The sequence below is a fragment of the Mesorhizobium sp. LNHC232B00 genome (genome assembly GCF_000502435.1).
Classification (GTDB): domain Bacteria; phylum Pseudomonadota; class Alphaproteobacteria; order Rhizobiales; family Rhizobiaceae; genus Mesorhizobium; species Mesorhizobium opportunistum.
This window is the reverse complement of record NZ_AYWP01000033.1, coordinates 38,981-53,311: the sequence shown is the minus strand read 5'-3', so window position 1 is coordinate 53,311 and position 14,331 is coordinate 38,981. Positions and strand designations below refer to the sequence as shown.

Genomic DNA, 14,331 nt, shown 5'->3' with positions numbered 1-14,331 from the left:
TCCTTGCAAAGGGCCGAAAGTGTAACCCATCTATCCGGAATGAACTGTCACCCATCTCTCGGGAAGGGCAGCGCTCTTCGAGCTTCGCAGGACAAGCCCAGACCTCCCCGCGAAGCAGGATGTCACCTTGCGCCAGCGCGGCAACAGCAACGCAACCATCAATCGAAAGATGGCTGCCCTCAGCAAACTGCTGCGCAAGGCTTACAAGATGGGGGATATTCACAGCCTGCCCGAGTTCCGTCGCCAGAAGGAACGGGCGGGGCGGATTCGTTTCGTGGATCGGGACGAAGAGGCGCGGCTATTCACCGCTATCAAGAGCCGCAGCGAGGATGCCTACAGGCTTTCCGTCTTCCTGGTCGATAGCGGCTGCCGTCTCGGCGAGGCGCTGGGGCTGATCTGGAACGACATCCAGGAGCATCGCGTCTCCTTCTGGATCACCAAATCCGGCCGCAGCCGCACCATCCCGATGACTGAGCGGGTCAAGGAGGTGATCAAGCTGCCTCCGGCCGAAGGCCGTCGGCCGAAAGGCCCATTCACCAAGCTCAGCCAGGCACGGTTCCGTGCCGTCTGGAACGAGGCGAAAGCCGAGGTCGGACTTGGCGCCGACGACCAGGTCGTGCCGCACATCCTGCGTCACACCTGCGCCTCGCGACTTGTCCAGGGCAGGCATCGACATCACGCGCGTGCAGATGTGGCTCGGCCGTCAGACCCTGTCGATGACCATGCGTTACGCGCATCTCGCCACCAACGATCTCGACGGCTGCGTCACTGTGCTGGAGACGCCTCGGTGCAATGGGGCGGGCGGCCGCAATTCATGGGGTCAAGATTTGACCCTAGGCTTCTTGCTTCGAGCCTCCCTGCCTTTCCGCACGGGCGAGAAAAGCCTCGATGTCGTCGGGCAAGCTGCCGGTTTCGAGAAAAGGGGCGTGACCCTGGCCCTCGACCGTGATCGTATCCATCATCGGATGGCGCTCTCGCATCCGCCGCAGCGTGTCCACCGACAGCAATCTCGAATTGGCGCCGCGTATGGCGAGCAAGGGGATCGCCGCCAACGCATCGAACTGCGGCCACAGGTCCGGCAATGGCTGAGACAGGTCGAGACTGGCGACCGTGTCGACCAGTTTCGGATCAAAGTCCGGCAACAGCCCTTGATCCGTCTCGCGGTAGAGCGCCCCTACCATCCGGGTCCAGTCGGCGTCGGTGAGCAGGGGGAAATCCTTGCCGTGAACGCTGCGCTGCGCATTCGTTACCTCGGCGACGGTATTCGGCTTCGGCGCGCGCTCGAGATAGGACTGGATATGCGCGAGGCCTGCCGGCTCGATCACCGGCCCGATGTCGTTTAGAACAATGGCTTTCAGCGCGGCTGGCCGCAGGGCGCCGAGCACATGGATGATCAGCCCGCCGCGCGAGGTGCCGATGAAGGCGGCCTCCTCGATGCCGAGCGCTGCCAGCCCGGCAAGCACGTCGCCGGCCTCGACGCCGACATTATAGTGGCTGAGATCGGGATCGTAGGCCGACTGCCCACGTCCGCGATAGTCGAAGGCAACCACCTTGCGTGGATTGGGTCCTGTCGACAGACGCAGCGCCAGCTCGTGAAAATCCCGCGCGTTGCGGGTCAGGCCAGGCAGGCAGACGACCGGCCAGTGTCCGGAATTCGCTTCGCCATAGACGCGCGCATGAAGTCTGAGCCCATCGGACGCGGCGTAGAAGAAGTCGGAAAAGCCTTCGTGGTTCGACATCGGAAAAAGACTCCTGGCCGGCTTGTTTCCGACTGCTACAGATGAGTGCAGGAGCGGTCAAATAGAAGGCGCGACGCCGAAGCTGCCAATCTCCCCCCTTGCGGGGGAGATGGCCGGCAGGCCAGAGGGGGGNCCCCCCTCTGCCTTGCCAGGCATCTCCCCCGCAAGGGGGGAGATCGGCAACTTTGGCGACGGTGTGCTTGCCGTCAACTCCGTCCGTTCACCAGATCGCCTACAATGTCGTATTTACCGGAAATACGCATCTTGTAGACCTCGTAATTCTCCATCACGCGCTGCACGTAACTTCTTGTTTCCGTGTAAGGAATCCGCTCGATCCAGTCCACCACGGCATCGATGTCCTTGCCGCGCGGGTCACCGTATTTCGCCACCCATTGGCTGGCCCGGGCCGGACCGGCATTGTAGCCGGCGAAGGTCAGCACATAGGAGCCGTTGAAGCGGTTGAGCTGTTCGCCAAGGAAGGCCGAGCCAAGCGTGGCGTTGTAGCCGGCATCGGTGGTCAGCCGTGTCTGCGAAAACTGCAATCCGGCCTTCTTCGCCAATTGCCTGGCGGTTCCCGGCATCAGCTGCAGCAGCCCGCGTGCTCCCGCGCTGGAGACGGCGCCGACGTTGAATTCGCTTTCCTGGCGAGCGATCGCATAGGCCAGCGCCTTGCCCGAACCGGAAATATTGGCCGAATCGGGAATGACGCCGAGCGGATGCGACAGCGCGCCGACATCGATGCCGCGGGCGCCGGCGATCTTGCCGACCTTCAACGCCATGAAATGGTTGTCCTGCTTCTCGGCAAGGACAGCGAGCAGTGCCAGTTCGCCGGGGCTGGTCAACTGTCCGGCAAGATCGCGATAGAGCGTTTCGGCATAGCGATCATAGCCTGCCTCCTGCAGGCGCTTGATGGCGCTCACCGCTTCACGGCCGGCAAAACTCTGCCGGTCGGCCGCACTTGGCGAGGGATAGACGATATTCAGCGCCTGCCGGCCGACACGCTCGGCGGCAAGCTGGCCGTAAAAAGTCGTGCCATAGTCAGCTGCGCGCCCAAAATAGTCCTTGGCATTGCCGGGGCCGCCGACTTCCGCGGCACGGCCGAGCCAGTAATAAGCGCGCGACAGGGTCATCGGCCCCTGGGCAAGGTCGGCGATGCGCGTGAAATGCGTTGCGGCAAGCTTGGGGTCGTTCAGGCCGCGCAACGCATACCAGCCGGCATGGAATTCGGCTTCCGCCGCATTAGCAGCACTTTCTGCGGCATGCATGGCGACGATCCGATAGGCCATCTTCATGTCGCCCTGGTCGACCAGTTCGCGCGACAGCACCCGGCGCTCGACCCACCAGGCATCCGGATCGACAAGTGCCTCGCGGTCCGTCGGCGCCTTCATGACAATGGCGGCGGCGCCGGCAAGATCCTCCTGCTTGCGCAAATACTCGGCCTGGGCGAAGAAATAACCGGCCGAACGCTGCGCCACCGGCACTGCCTTGAGCAGTTTCGGCGTGTTCTTGTCGCCCCTGTCGGCGGCGGCCCAGGCGTCCGCCAGCTGCTGGGCGCCGGCAAGGCCGGCGACGCGCAGGGCGGAATTCACCCTGTCGGCATAGAACATGCGCTCCATGCGAAAGCGATGGTCGGCGGCAGGGATCAGGCCGCCGAACTCCTTGATCAGCGCCGTCTCGTCCTTGGCTTCCAGGACTGCCGTGCGCCAGAACGGCGACAGCACCGAGCGCGCCGCCTTGATATCGCCGGATGCCACGTAGGCACGGGCTAAAACCATCACGCCTTCGAATGTCTGCGGCTGGCTGCCATCGAACGCCCGGACGACGATGTCGGGGGCGGGGTTTTCGCGATAAAGAGCGCGCTCGCTGTTCTTGCGCAGGGCAGCCGTGCCCGGCCAGTTGGGCAGCACCTTCGCGGCGTTGGCGATATCGCCGCTCGGTACCTTGTCGCCGCCATAAAGCGCGATTGCCCAGGCCAGAATGTGCTGGTCGAGTGCGTGAGCGGGCAGGGCGTCACGCACGCCGCGAGCGCGGGGAATATCACCGGCCGCCAGCGCATCCAGCCCTCTTTTCAGCAGGGCGACGCTGGGGGAGGGATCCTGCTGCGCCTCGTCTTGCCGGTTCGGGTCTTGCAGGTTCTGGTCTTGCAGATCCGGCATGGGGATGGCCGAGGTGACCCGCACATCGACGCTGCCGCCGATCGCCACGCCGGGCACCAGCACGGCAATGGCGCCAAGCAGCGCGAAGAAATGGGGCCGATTGGCCGGCATGATCTATGTCTTTCCTTGCTCTGGCATTTGCCAGCAGGCGAAGATGCCTCGAAGCCTAAACTTAGGTCGTGAAGGGCTCGTAAACAAAAGCTTATCGAGGCCGTTCGAATTGCGCTTGCTGGCACCACGGCAATGCTTGCCGCGCAACCATGTCGAGACTATGGTGCGCCGCTTCGCTTTCGGCTAGAAGGCGCGCACGACAAACCGATCGACAAAACACCGATGCATGTCGCCCAAAAGTGGTTACCGGTTTTGGGACAACGACATGCACAAACAAAGAAGTCCCAAGGAGTTGGACGATATGCTGAGAGGCTCGCTTACTGCGCTCGTGACACCGTTCGAAAAGAGCGGGCGTTTCGACGAGAAAGCCTTTCGCGCGTTTGTCGAATGGCAGCTCGGCGAGGGGACGGCGGGCCTTGTCCCGGTCGGCACCACGGGCGAGTCGCCGACGCTGTCGCATGACGAGCATCGCCACGTCGTCAAGGTCTGCATCGAGGTGGCCAAGGGCCGCGCTCCGGTCGTCGCAGGCGCCGGTTCCAACAACACCGAAGAGGCCGTCGGCCTCGTGCAATATGCCGAGAAGGCCGGCGCCGATGCCGCTTTGGTGGTCACGCCCTATTACAACAAGCCGACGCAGCGCGGGCTCTACGAGCACTTCGCCGCCGTCGCCAGGGCGACCAAGCTGCCGATCATCATCTACAACATCCCGCCGCGCTCGGTCATCGACATGATGCCGGAGACGATGGGACGGCTGGCGCATGACTTCAAGAACATCGTCGGCGTCAAGGATGCCACCGGCAAGGTCGAGCGTGTTTCCGAGCAGCGCATGACTTGCGGCAAGGATTTCATTCAGCTTTCGGGCGAGGATGCCTCCGCGCTCGGCTTCAACGCGCATGGCGGCGTCGGCTGCATCTCGGTGACGTCCAATGTCGCGCCGCGGCTCTGTGCCGAGTTCCAGGAAGCGACGCTTTCCGGCGACAGCGCCAAGGCGCTGGAATTGCAGGACCGTCTGTTGCCGCTGCACAAGGCCATTTTCATCGAGCCCGGCGTTTCCGGCGCCAAATACGCGCTGTCGAAGCTCGGCAAGGTCGAGAACGTGTTGCGTTCGCCGTTGGTTACGATCGAGCCTTCGACAGCCGAAAAGATCGATGCGGCCATGAAGCACGCCGGCTTGATTAATTAGGGATGAGGCGCCACCTCTCCGCATCATGAATCAAGTCAGAAAAGCCGATCCCAACAACAAGACCGTTGCGGAAAACCGCAAGGCGCGGTTTTCCTATGAGGTGCTCGACACGATCGAGGCCGGCCTTGTGCTGACCGGCACCGAGGTCAAGTCGTTGCGCCAGGGCCAGGCCAACATCCAGGACAGCTACGCTTCGGTCGAGGGCGGCGAGATCTGGCTGATCAACTCCTACCTGCCGGAATATCTGCAGGCCAACCGCTTCAACCACGAGCCCAGGCGGCGCCGCAAACTCCTGCTCAACAAGCGCGAGATGGCAAAGCTGGCGCAGAGTGTCGACCGCGAAGGCATGACCTTGGTGCCGCTGAAAATCTATTTCAACGACCAGGGCCGCGCCAAGCTGCTGCTTGCCGTCGGTCGCGGCAAGAAGCTGCACGACAAGCGCGAGACCGAGAAACAGCGCGACTGGTCGCGTGAAAAGGGCCGGCTCTTGAAGGAGCGCGGGTGAGAAACATCGGGCGATAGCCCTGGAAAAGCCAAGCGTTTGGCCTTCAGGTGCGAGCAGTGGAGCCAAGCTGATACCGGAGGAGACAGTCTTGAAGAACCGGATCATCCTCTGGGGATCGGTTAGCCTGGTTCTTGCAACCCTCATTGTCGCCGGCGGCTTCTTCTACTTTCAGAGCTATTCTCCCGACCGCGGCAAATATCCGCTCAGGGGCATCGATGTTTCCCATCATCAGGGCCAGATCGACTGGCGGCGCGTTGCCGCCGACGATGTCACCTTTGCCGTCATCAAGGCGACCGAGGGCGGCGATCATGTCGATGATGCCTTTGATCGGAATCTGCGGGAGGCTCGCGCGGCCGGCCTAGTCGTCGGCGCCTATCATTTCTTCACCTTCTGCCGGCCCGGCGCCGATCAGGCGAAGAACTTCATCTCGGTCGTGCCACGCGATCAGCCCTTGCTGCCGCCGGTCGTCGACGTCGAGTTCGGCGGCAATTGTCCGCAGCGCCCGTCGCCCGAACAGTTGAATGCCGAACTCCAGGCCTTCCTCGGACCTGTCGAGGCAGCGTTCGGCAAGCCGGCGATCGTCTATCTGACGGATGAGGCCGAGGCAGCCTATGCCGGGCAGATCGCGGCTCGTCCGCTCTGGCTTCGCTCGCTGCTCGTCGAGCCGGACCGCCACGACTGGGTCTATTGGCAGTATCACAACAGGGGCCGCGTCGACGGGATCGCGGGCGATGTCGACCTGAACGTTCTCCAAGGCGGGCAGGAGAGATTGGCGGCGCTGCTTGCATCCGCGCATTGAGGTGTTGGCGCGCGCCCGAATCTGTTTCTTCACAAGCCGAGCCATGTCATTGAATCCAATGACGATTGCGGTGGCACTTACCTATGCCTCGATCGGCGACGTGGAACCGGACGCACTGCTGCCGGTGTGAGCTTTGCCGGTCGCTGCCGCCACCGCCTCAAGCCGCACTGGGTGAGACGTTCGGTCCCATCAATGCCGCCAATCTAAAGCGTGCTCACGCGCTGATCGAGAGGGGCAGGCAAAGGGCAAGATCGTGCTGGAGGGTTCTGACGCAATTCCAGAAAAATTGTGAAACGGTTTCCCGTCCGGAATCGCGCTATTCCCGCAGGAATTCCGCGATCTCGCTGAAAACCTTGACGAACATCGCTTCCGTCAACACACCCGTATTGGTGTTGTAGCGCGAGCAGTGATAGCTGGAAAACAGCGTGATGCCGCCGGCCGGCAATTGCCCGCCATGCTTGAACGGGTAGGCGGCGACACGCTCGCCCAGCGCGCGCACTGTCGACTGGTGCGCGATCGATCCCAGCGCGAGCACGGCGCGCAAATTGGGGAAGCGGGCGATCGTCGGCACCAGGAACGTCCGGCAAGTGGCGATCTCGGCGCCCACGGGTTTGTTCTCCGGCGGCACACAGCGCACCGCGTTGGTGATCGCCGTGCCGACAAGCTCCAGACCGTCATCGGGCCGGGCCTTGAACTCGCCACGTGCAAAACCGTGCGCGATCAGCGTCGAGTAGAGCAGGTCGCCGGCATAGTCGCCGGTGAAGGGACGCCCGGTGCGGTTGGCGCCGCGCAGGCCGGGCGCCAGCCCGACGATCAGTAATCGAACCGCGGCGTCACCTTCCGGCGGCAAGAAAGTCGGTACCGGCGCGTTGAACCAGGACGGCTCGCGCTGCCGCCATTCGGCGATGAAGTCGTGCAGCCGTGGACAGAGCGGGCAGTCGCGGTCCGGCTCGGAAGCGGAAAGGGCCGTCAAGGCGACCGGCCTCAGTAGTCGTCCTCGTCGACTTCGGCCGGCTCGGGCCGGCGCACGGGCCTCTCCGAGGGATCGCGGCCGACCTCGTTCTTCAGCGTCACAAGGTCGATGAAATGGTCGGCCTGGCGGCGCAGGTCGTCCGATATCATCGGCGGCTGCGAGGCCATGGTCGAGACGATCGACACCTTCCGGCCACGCCGCTGCAGCGCCTCGACCAGCGTGCGGAAGTCGCCGTCGCCGGAAAAGATGACATAGTGGTCGACGACATCGGCGAGCTCCAGCGCGTCGACCGTGAGCTCGATGTCCATATTGCCCTTGATCTTGCGGCGGCCGGTCGAGTCCGTGAATTCCTTGGCGGGTTTGGTGACCACCTTGAAGCCGTTATAGTCGAGCCAATCGATCAAAGGGCGGATCGACGAGTATTCCTGATCCTCCACCAGCGCCGTGTAATAATAGGCGCGCAGGAGATAGCCGCGCTTCTGGAAGCTCGACAAGAGCTTGCGATAGTCGATGTCGAAGCCGAGCGCCCGCGACGTGGCGTAGAGATTGGCACCGTCGATGAATAGGGCGATCTTTTCACGAGGGTCGAACATGGAAAATATTCCTTTTCGAAAATGCGGGCCGTCTAAACGAAATGCGGTAGCGACTACCGGTCAGGCTCATAATAAACCGGCTGACCTTGTCCATCCGAGATAACGCCAGTTTGGTGGCAATCCAAGGCGTGATGGAGCACTGCAAGCAATTGTGATCGCTGCACCGAACGAAGGAGGCGGCCCGACTTTGCCAAATCCCCCGACTTTGCCAAATCCAATGTCTAAACAGGGGATTGAGCACCCAACAGCGCCGCCATTGCCAAGAAGCTTGTATTTCGGCGGCGTTCGGGTTATGGACCGCGCCTGTTTTCCGTCAAATCCAGGCATGAAAGGGGCAATCCATGGCCCGCGTAACCGTTGAAGATTGCATCGACAAGGTCGACAACCGCTTCGAGCTGGTGCTGCTTGCTGGCCACCGCGCTCGCCAGATCAGCCAGGGCGCGCAGATCACCGTGCCGCGCGACAACGACAAGAACCCGGTCATCGCCTTGCGCGAGATCGCCGACGAGACGCTGTCGCCCGACGATCTCAAGGAAGATCTGATCCACTCGCTGCAGAAGCATGTCGAGGTCGATGAGCCCGAGGCCGATGGCGAAGTGATTGCCGACCAGACCGGTGGTGCCGTTGCGGCCGCAGACACCGACGACGCCGAGGAGAATGTCACGTTCGACCGGATGACCGAGGAAGACCTGCTGGCCGGCATCGAGGGTCTGGTGCCGCCGGAAAAGAGCGACGACTACTAAGAGCGAGCTTCTGTTCCGGGGGGTGCTGGAATAATCTTCCGCACTTCCGTCCTGGCAGTTTCGTGGTTATCTATGACATGCGCCGTACAGCAGTGCGGCGCATGATTCATTTCATCGCCGAGAGATTCCGCCCATGATGCGTCAGTATGAGCTTGTCGAGCGCGTCCAGCGCTACAAGCCTGACGTCAACGAGGCATTGCTCAACAAGGCCTATGTCTATGCTATGCAGAAGCATGGCCACCAGAAGCGCGCTTCCGGCGATCCCTATTTTTCGCATCCGCTCGAAGTCGCGGCCATCCTCACCGAAATGCACATGGACGAGGCGACCATCGCGGTCGCCCTGCTGCATGACACAATCGAGGACACCACGGCGACGCGGGCCGAGATCGACGACCTGTTCGGCCCCGAAATGGGCAAGCTGGTCGAGGGCCTGACCAAGCTTAAGAAGCTGGACCTCGTGTCGAAGAAGGCCGAGCAGGCGGAAAACCTGCGCAAGCTGCTGCTGGCCATCTCGGAGGATGTCCGCGTGCTTCTGGTCAAGCTCGCCGACCGCCTGCACAACATGCGCACCCTCGACCATATGCCGGAGGCCAAGCGCCTGCGCATTGCCGAGGAGACCATGGACATCTATGCGCCGCTGGCTGGGCGCATGGGCATGCAAGGTATGCGCGAGGAATTGGAGGAGATCGCCTTCCGCTTCATCAATCCGGAAGCCTACCGCGCCGTCACCGCGCGGCTTGCCGAGATCTTCGAGCGCAACAAGGGCGTGCTGACCGACATTGAAAAGGCACTGTCTACGCTGTTCGAGAAGCATGCGATCAATGCCGGCGTCAAAAGCCGCCAGAAAAAGCCGTGGTCTGTGTTCCGCAAGATGGAGGCCAAGGCGCTGTCTTTCGAGCAGCTGTCCGACATTTTCGGCTTCCGCGTCGTCGTCGATACGGTCGAGGATTGCTATCGTGCGCTCGGCGCCATCCACACCACATGGTCGATGGTTCCCGGCCGCTTCAAGGATTACATCTCGACGCCGAAGCAGAACGACTACCGCTCGATCCACACCACCATCGTCGGCCCTTCGCGCCAGCGTGTCGAACTGCAGATACGCACCCGCGAGATGAACAAGATCGCCGAATATGGCGTCGCCGCCCATTCCATCTACAAGGATACCGGCGGCAAGGTGAACGGTGCCGCCCCCGCGATCTCGAAGGAAACCAACGCCTATGCCTGGCTGCGGCGCACCATCGAACAACTCGCCGAAGGCGACAATCCCGAGGATTTCCTCGAAAACACCAAGCTGGAGCTGTTCCAGGACCAGGTGTTCTGTTTCACGCCGAAGGGGATGCTGATTGCGTTGCCGCGCGGCGCCACGCCCATCGACTTCGCCTATGCGGTGCACACCGATGTCGGCGACACTTGTGTCGGCGCCAAGGTCAACGGCCGCATCATGCCGTTGATGACGGAACTGAAGAATGGCGACGAGGTCGAGATCATCCGCTCCAAGGCGCAGGTGCCCCCTGCCGCCTGGGAATCGGTCGTCGTCACCGGCAAGGCGCGCGCCGCCATCCGCCGGGCCACCAAGAACGCCATCCGCAAGCAGTATTCGGGCCTTGGCGCGCGCATTCTGGAGCGGGCCTTCGAACGGGCCGGCAAGACTTTCACCAAGGATAGCCTGAAGCCGGTGCTGCACAGGCTGGCGCGCAAGGACATCGAGGATGTCCTGGCCTCGGTCGGTCGCGGCGAACTGGCCTCGACCGACGTCATGAAGGCGGTGTTCCCCGACTACAAGGACGAGCGCGTCACGCCGGCCGCGCCCAAACAGCGCGAGGAGGGCTGGTCGAAGATCCGCAATGCCGCCGGCATGCTGTTCCAGATACCGGGCCGCGCCGCGCGCAAGGACAAGGACCAGCCGCGCGACGGTGCAGTTCCCATCCGCGGCGTGCGCGGCGATCTTCCGGTGCGCTTCGCGCCGGAAGGCGCCGTGCCTGGCGACCGCATCGTCGGCATCGTCCAGCCGGGCACCGGCATCACCATCTATCCGATCCAGTCGCCGGCGCTGCAGGCCTTCGACGACCAGCCCGAGCGCTGGATCGACGTGCGCTGGGACATTGACGAACGCACCAAGGAGCGGTTTCCCGCGCGTGTCTCGGTCACCGCCATCAACGCGCCGGGATCGCTCGCCGACATCGCCCAGGTCGTTGCCTCCAACGACGCCAACATCCATACGCTGTCGATGGTGCGCACGGCACCCGACTTCACCGAAATGCTGATCGATCTCGAGGTCTGGGATCTGAAGCATCTCAACCGGCTGCTGTCGCAGCTCAAGGACAATTCGAGCGTCAGCGACGCACGGCGTGTGAATGGGTGATAGTGAGTAGTGAATGGTGAAGGAAGTGCATTACCCTCTACCCTACCCTCTACTCACTACTCACTACTCACTACTCACTGGAGCGAACAATGAACACCGATGAAGTGCTGGGCATTTTCCGCGAGGCAGGTGCTGTTCTGGAGGGGCATTTCATCTTGACGTCCGGCTTGCGCAGCCCGGTTTTCCTGCAGAAGGCGCGCGTGTTCATGCATGCCGACAAGACCGAGCGGCTGTGCGAGGCGCTGGCGACAAAGATCCGCGCGGCGGTGCCGGGCAAGATCGACTATGTCGTCGGCCCGGCGATCGGTGGCCTGATCCCGGCTTACGAGACCTCGCGCCATCTTGGCGTGCCGGCGATCTGGGTCGAGCGGGAAGGGGGCGAGTTCCGCTTGCGTCGCTTCGAGATCGCGCGCGGGGCGCGTGTCGTCATTGTCGAGGACATCGTCACCACCGGCCTGTCGATCCGCGAAACCATCGACTGCCTGCGCGAGCTTGGCGCCGAAGTGGTCGCCGCCGCCTGCATCATCGACCGTTCGGCCGGCAAGACCCATGTCGGTGTGCCGCTGATCGCGCTGGCCGAGTATGAGGTCCCGGCCTATCCTGCGGACCGGTTGCCGCCGGAGCTTGCCGCCATACCGGCAATCAAGCCCGGCAGCCGCAACATCTGACGACGGGAGGTCGAGATGATCGTCGGGATCGATCATTTTGTTTTGACGGTGGCGTCGCTCGACGCGACCTGCGCCTTTTATCAGCGCGTACTGGGTTTTGAGCGCATCGATACGCCGGGCCAGCCGACAGCGCTGGCTTTTGGCAACCAGAAGATCAATGTCCACGAGATCGGTCGCACTTTCGAACCGAAGGCTAGGTTGCCGAGGGCCGGATCCGGCGATTTCTGCCTGATCACCGATCGCCCGCTCGGCGAAATCATCGCCAGTCTCGAGGCAAACACTGTGGTGGTGGAGCTGGGGCCGGTCGAACGCACCGGCGCCCGCGGCCCGATGATGTCGGTCTATTTCCGCGACCCCGACGGCAATCTTGTCGAGGTCAGCGAATACCTGCGGTAGGATTGCAAGCGTTGGGCTGCGACAAAAAGCCGACGCCCCTTCTCAAATTCGCCGTGATTGTCCGGTGTTGGAGGAGGCGAACCTTACCAGGATTATAGGCTGTATGGCCGCAGTTCGGATGGCATTTGGTTGTTGTCGGGGGTGCGCATGGCTATATCAAAGTCGCGATTGCCTTTAGGCGGCCGCAAAGCGCAAGATATGGCGGTCGAAGCCGGGCTGGAAGCAGCCGGTATGTAAGCTGTACGTTACCGGGAATAGGAAAGAGTGCTTTTTCGTCGCCGCAAGCCGGATGGTCTTCTCGAGCGGGTGCGTACCTATCTGTGGCCGCGCCGCTCGTTTTCACGCTCGCTGCAGTATTTCTCCAAGCGTATCCTGCGGCTGAAGGCCACGCCGCACGCTGTGGCGGCCGGGGTCGCCGCCGGCGTCTTTGCATCGTTTTTCCCGGTGGGCTTCCATTTCGCCATTGCCGCTATCGTGTGCTGGCTGATCGCCGGCAATCTGGTGGCGGCTGCCCTCGGCGCGGTTTTCTTCGGCAATCCGTTGACCTTTCCCCTGTTGTGGGGTGCCTCCTGGGAAACCGGCAAGCTGATCCTGCATGAGCGCCTGCCCAAGCACGGGCCGCCCGCGCAACTGGGCGACATGATGCATACGCTTTCGTTTGCGAAGCTGTGGCACCCCGTGCTGGAACCCATGCTGATCGGCGCCGTGCCGCTCGGGCTGGTGTTTGGCCTCTTGTTCTACGGCATCACGCGCTGGGGCATGAACGCTTTCCGCGAACAGCGTCGCAAGCGCCTTGCCGAGCGCGCACGCCGTCATGGCCAATCGTCCCATCCCACGGGAAGCATCGGCTCCGCCGCACGATGATCATTGGCATCGGCAGTGACCTGATCGATATCAGGCGCATCGAGAAGTCGCTGGAGCGCCACGGCCAGCGCTTCGTCCAGAGAATCTACACCGAGGTCGAACAGGCGCGTTCGGAAAACCGGCGCGCCCGCGCGGCCTCCTACGCCAAGCGCTTCGCTGCCAAGGAGGCTTGCGCCAAGGCCTTGGGAACGGGTCTGGCGCAAGGCGTCTTCTGGCGCGACATGGGTGTCGTCAACCTGCCCAGCGGGGCGCCGACGATGGCGCTGACTGGCGGCGCACTGGCGCGGCTGGAAAAGATCCTGCCCCGGGGACATCGCGCGGCGATCCACCTCACCATCACGGATGATTTCCCGCTCGCTCAAGCCTTTGTGATCATCGAAGCGTTGCCCGTCGAAGAAGCGCCACATTGATTGCCTCTGACGACCGGCATTGACGTTGCCCAGCGCGCGCCGAGACTCTATACCATCCAACGCACAATCGAGGACGACATGAGCGTGGCTGATAAATCCCAGAAGAAATCCGGCGGGCTTGGCGAAACCGTCAGCGTCGTCGTCCAGGCGCTTTTGCTCGCCCTGGTCATCCGCACGCTCTTGTTCCAGCCCTTTTCGATCCCATCGGGATCGATGCGGCCGACGCTCCTGGAAGGCGACTATCTGTTCGTCACCAAATGGTCCTACGGCTACTCGCGCTATTCGCTGCCTTTCGGCCCCGATATTTTTTCTGGCCGCATCTGGGGCTCCGAGCCCAAGCGCGGCGATGTCGTGGTGTTCAAGTTCCCGCCGGACCCTTCCGTCGACTATATCAAGCGCGTGGTCGGCCTGCCCGGCGACAAGATCCAGATGAAGGACGGCCAGTTGTTCATCAATGGCGTGGGCGTGCCGCGTGTGAAGACCGGCCAGATCGATAATCCCGACGTCACGGAAAAGGATTATCCGATCGACGTCTATCGTGAGACCCTGCCTAATGGTGTCAGCTACGACACGCTGGACCTGTCGCCGAATTCGATCGGCGACAACACCCGCGAATTCGACGTGCCGCCCGGCCATTATTTCATGATGGGCGACAACCGGGACAACTCCGCCGACAGTCGTTTCACGGTCGGCTATGTTCCGGCGGAAAACCTGGTTGGCCGCGCCAATCTCGTTTTCTTCTCGATCGCCGGCAAGGCAAGCCCACTCGAAATCTGGAAATGGCCGTCGCTGATGCGCGCGTCGCGCCTGTTCCACTTCGTCAATTAGG

The 14,331-nt window shown here is 62.5% G+C and carries 15 protein-coding genes and 1 pseudogene; 11 read left to right on the top strand and 5 right to left on the bottom strand.

From position 1 onward, the window contains the following. On the bottom strand, positions 1 to 223 hold a 223-nt coding region (locus tag X743_RS1000000173150), incomplete at its 3' end, for a hypothetical protein (protein WP_210164644.1). On the opposite strand from X743_RS1000000173150, the pseudogene X743_RS1000000171305 reads away from it, so the two are divergent. Further along, positions 125 to 788, top strand: a pseudogene (locus X743_RS1000000171305) (site-specific integrase); the annotation flags it as partial. The gene X743_RS1000000173150 and the pseudogene X743_RS1000000171305 sit on opposite strands and share 99 nt — an antisense overlap. A gap of 45 nt (positions 789 to 833) precedes the next feature. On the opposite strand, the gene X743_RS142505 reads toward X743_RS1000000171305, so the two are convergent. Both X743_RS142505 and X743_RS142510 read right to left on the bottom strand, forming a co-directional pair. Then, positions 834 to 1,739, bottom strand: a complete 906-nt coding sequence (locus tag X743_RS142505; RefSeq protein WP_023768490.1) for an alpha/beta hydrolase — start codon at positions 1,737 to 1,739, stop codon at positions 834 to 836. A 206-nt stretch (positions 1,740 to 1,945) separates the two neighbouring features. Continuing rightward, complete coding sequence (locus X743_RS142510; RefSeq protein WP_023768489.1) at positions 1,946 to 4,006, bottom strand: lytic transglycosylase domain-containing protein; 2,061 nt, start codon at positions 4,004 to 4,006, stop codon at positions 1,946 to 1,948. A 301-nt stretch (positions 4,007 to 4,307) separates the two neighbouring features. Between X743_RS142510 and dapA the strand changes: the two genes are divergently transcribed. The 3 genes from dapA to X743_RS142525 all read left to right on the top strand — a co-directional run bounded on the left by dapA (position 4,308) and on the right by X743_RS142525 (position 6,493). Then, positions 4,308 to 5,189, top strand: coding sequence for a 4-hydroxy-tetrahydrodipicolinate synthase (gene dapA / locus X743_RS142515; RefSeq protein ID WP_023768488.1), 882 nt, complete (start codon positions 4,308 to 4,310; stop codon positions 5,187 to 5,189). Between the two features lie 25 nt (positions 5,190 to 5,214). After that, a complete protein-coding gene (gene smpB, locus X743_RS142520; protein ID WP_023768487.1) occupies positions 5,215 to 5,694 on the top strand; it encodes an SsrA-binding protein SmpB in 480 nt (159 codons plus the stop codon). Between the two features lie 88 nt (positions 5,695 to 5,782). Then, entirely contained in the window at positions 5,783 to 6,493 is a 711-nt protein-coding gene (locus X743_RS142525) for a GH25 family lysozyme (RefSeq protein WP_023768486.1), read from the top strand. Positions 6,494 to 6,809: 316 nt separating this feature from the next. Here the strand turns inward: X743_RS142525 and X743_RS142530 are convergent, their stop codons facing one another. Together X743_RS142530 and X743_RS142535 are read right to left on the bottom strand one after the other, a co-directional pair. Next, positions 6,810 to 7,466, bottom strand: coding sequence for a uracil-DNA glycosylase (locus tag X743_RS142530; protein WP_023768485.1), 657 nt, complete (start codon positions 7,464 to 7,466; stop codon positions 6,810 to 6,812). Between the two features lie 11 nt (positions 7,467 to 7,477). Then, positions 7,478 to 8,059, bottom strand: a complete 582-nt coding sequence (locus tag X743_RS142535; protein ID WP_013896383.1) for an NYN domain-containing protein — start codon at positions 8,057 to 8,059, stop codon at positions 7,478 to 7,480. Between the two features lie 341 nt (positions 8,060 to 8,400). Between X743_RS142535 and rpoZ the strand changes: the two genes are divergently transcribed. From rpoZ to lepB, 7 genes are all read left to right on the top strand, one after another. Beyond that, a complete protein-coding gene (gene rpoZ / locus X743_RS142540) occupies positions 8,401 to 8,802 on the top strand; it encodes a DNA-directed RNA polymerase subunit omega (RefSeq protein ID WP_013896382.1) in 402 nt (133 codons plus the stop codon). 133 nt (positions 8,803 to 8,935) lie between these two features. Continuing rightward, complete coding sequence (locus X743_RS142545) at positions 8,936 to 11,164, top strand: bifunctional (p)ppGpp synthetase/guanosine-3',5'-bis(diphosphate) 3'-pyrophosphohydrolase (RefSeq protein ID WP_013896381.1); 2,229 nt, start codon at positions 8,936 to 8,938, stop codon at positions 11,162 to 11,164. A gap of 89 nt (positions 11,165 to 11,253) precedes the next feature. Next, complete coding sequence (gene pyrE / locus X743_RS142550) at positions 11,254 to 11,832, top strand: orotate phosphoribosyltransferase (protein WP_023768484.1); 579 nt, start codon at positions 11,254 to 11,256, stop codon at positions 11,830 to 11,832. 15 nt (positions 11,833 to 11,847) lie between these two features. Beyond that, positions 11,848 to 12,228: a VOC family protein gene (locus tag X743_RS142555; protein WP_023768483.1), complete on the top strand. Its 381-nt coding sequence runs from the start codon at positions 11,848 to 11,850 to the stop codon at positions 12,226 to 12,228. A 264-nt stretch (positions 12,229 to 12,492) separates the two neighbouring features. Continuing rightward, positions 12,493 to 13,092 (top strand): DUF2062 domain-containing protein, encoded by a 600-nt coding sequence (locus X743_RS142560; protein ID WP_023768482.1) that lies wholly within the window; start codon positions 12,493 to 12,495, stop codon positions 13,090 to 13,092. Continuing rightward, positions 13,089 to 13,502: a holo-ACP synthase gene (gene acpS, locus X743_RS142565; RefSeq protein ID WP_023768481.1), complete on the top strand. Its 414-nt coding sequence runs from the start codon at positions 13,089 to 13,091 to the stop codon at positions 13,500 to 13,502. The genes X743_RS142560 and acpS overlap by 4 nt, the downstream gene beginning before the upstream one ends. Before the next feature lie 78 nt (positions 13,503 to 13,580). Further along, positions 13,581 to 14,330 carry a signal peptidase I gene (gene lepB / locus X743_RS142570; protein ID WP_013896376.1) on the top strand — a complete coding sequence of 250 codons (750 nt, stop codon included), beginning with the start codon at positions 13,581 to 13,583 and terminating at the stop codon, positions 14,328 to 14,330. Position 14,331 lies beyond the last annotated feature (1 nt).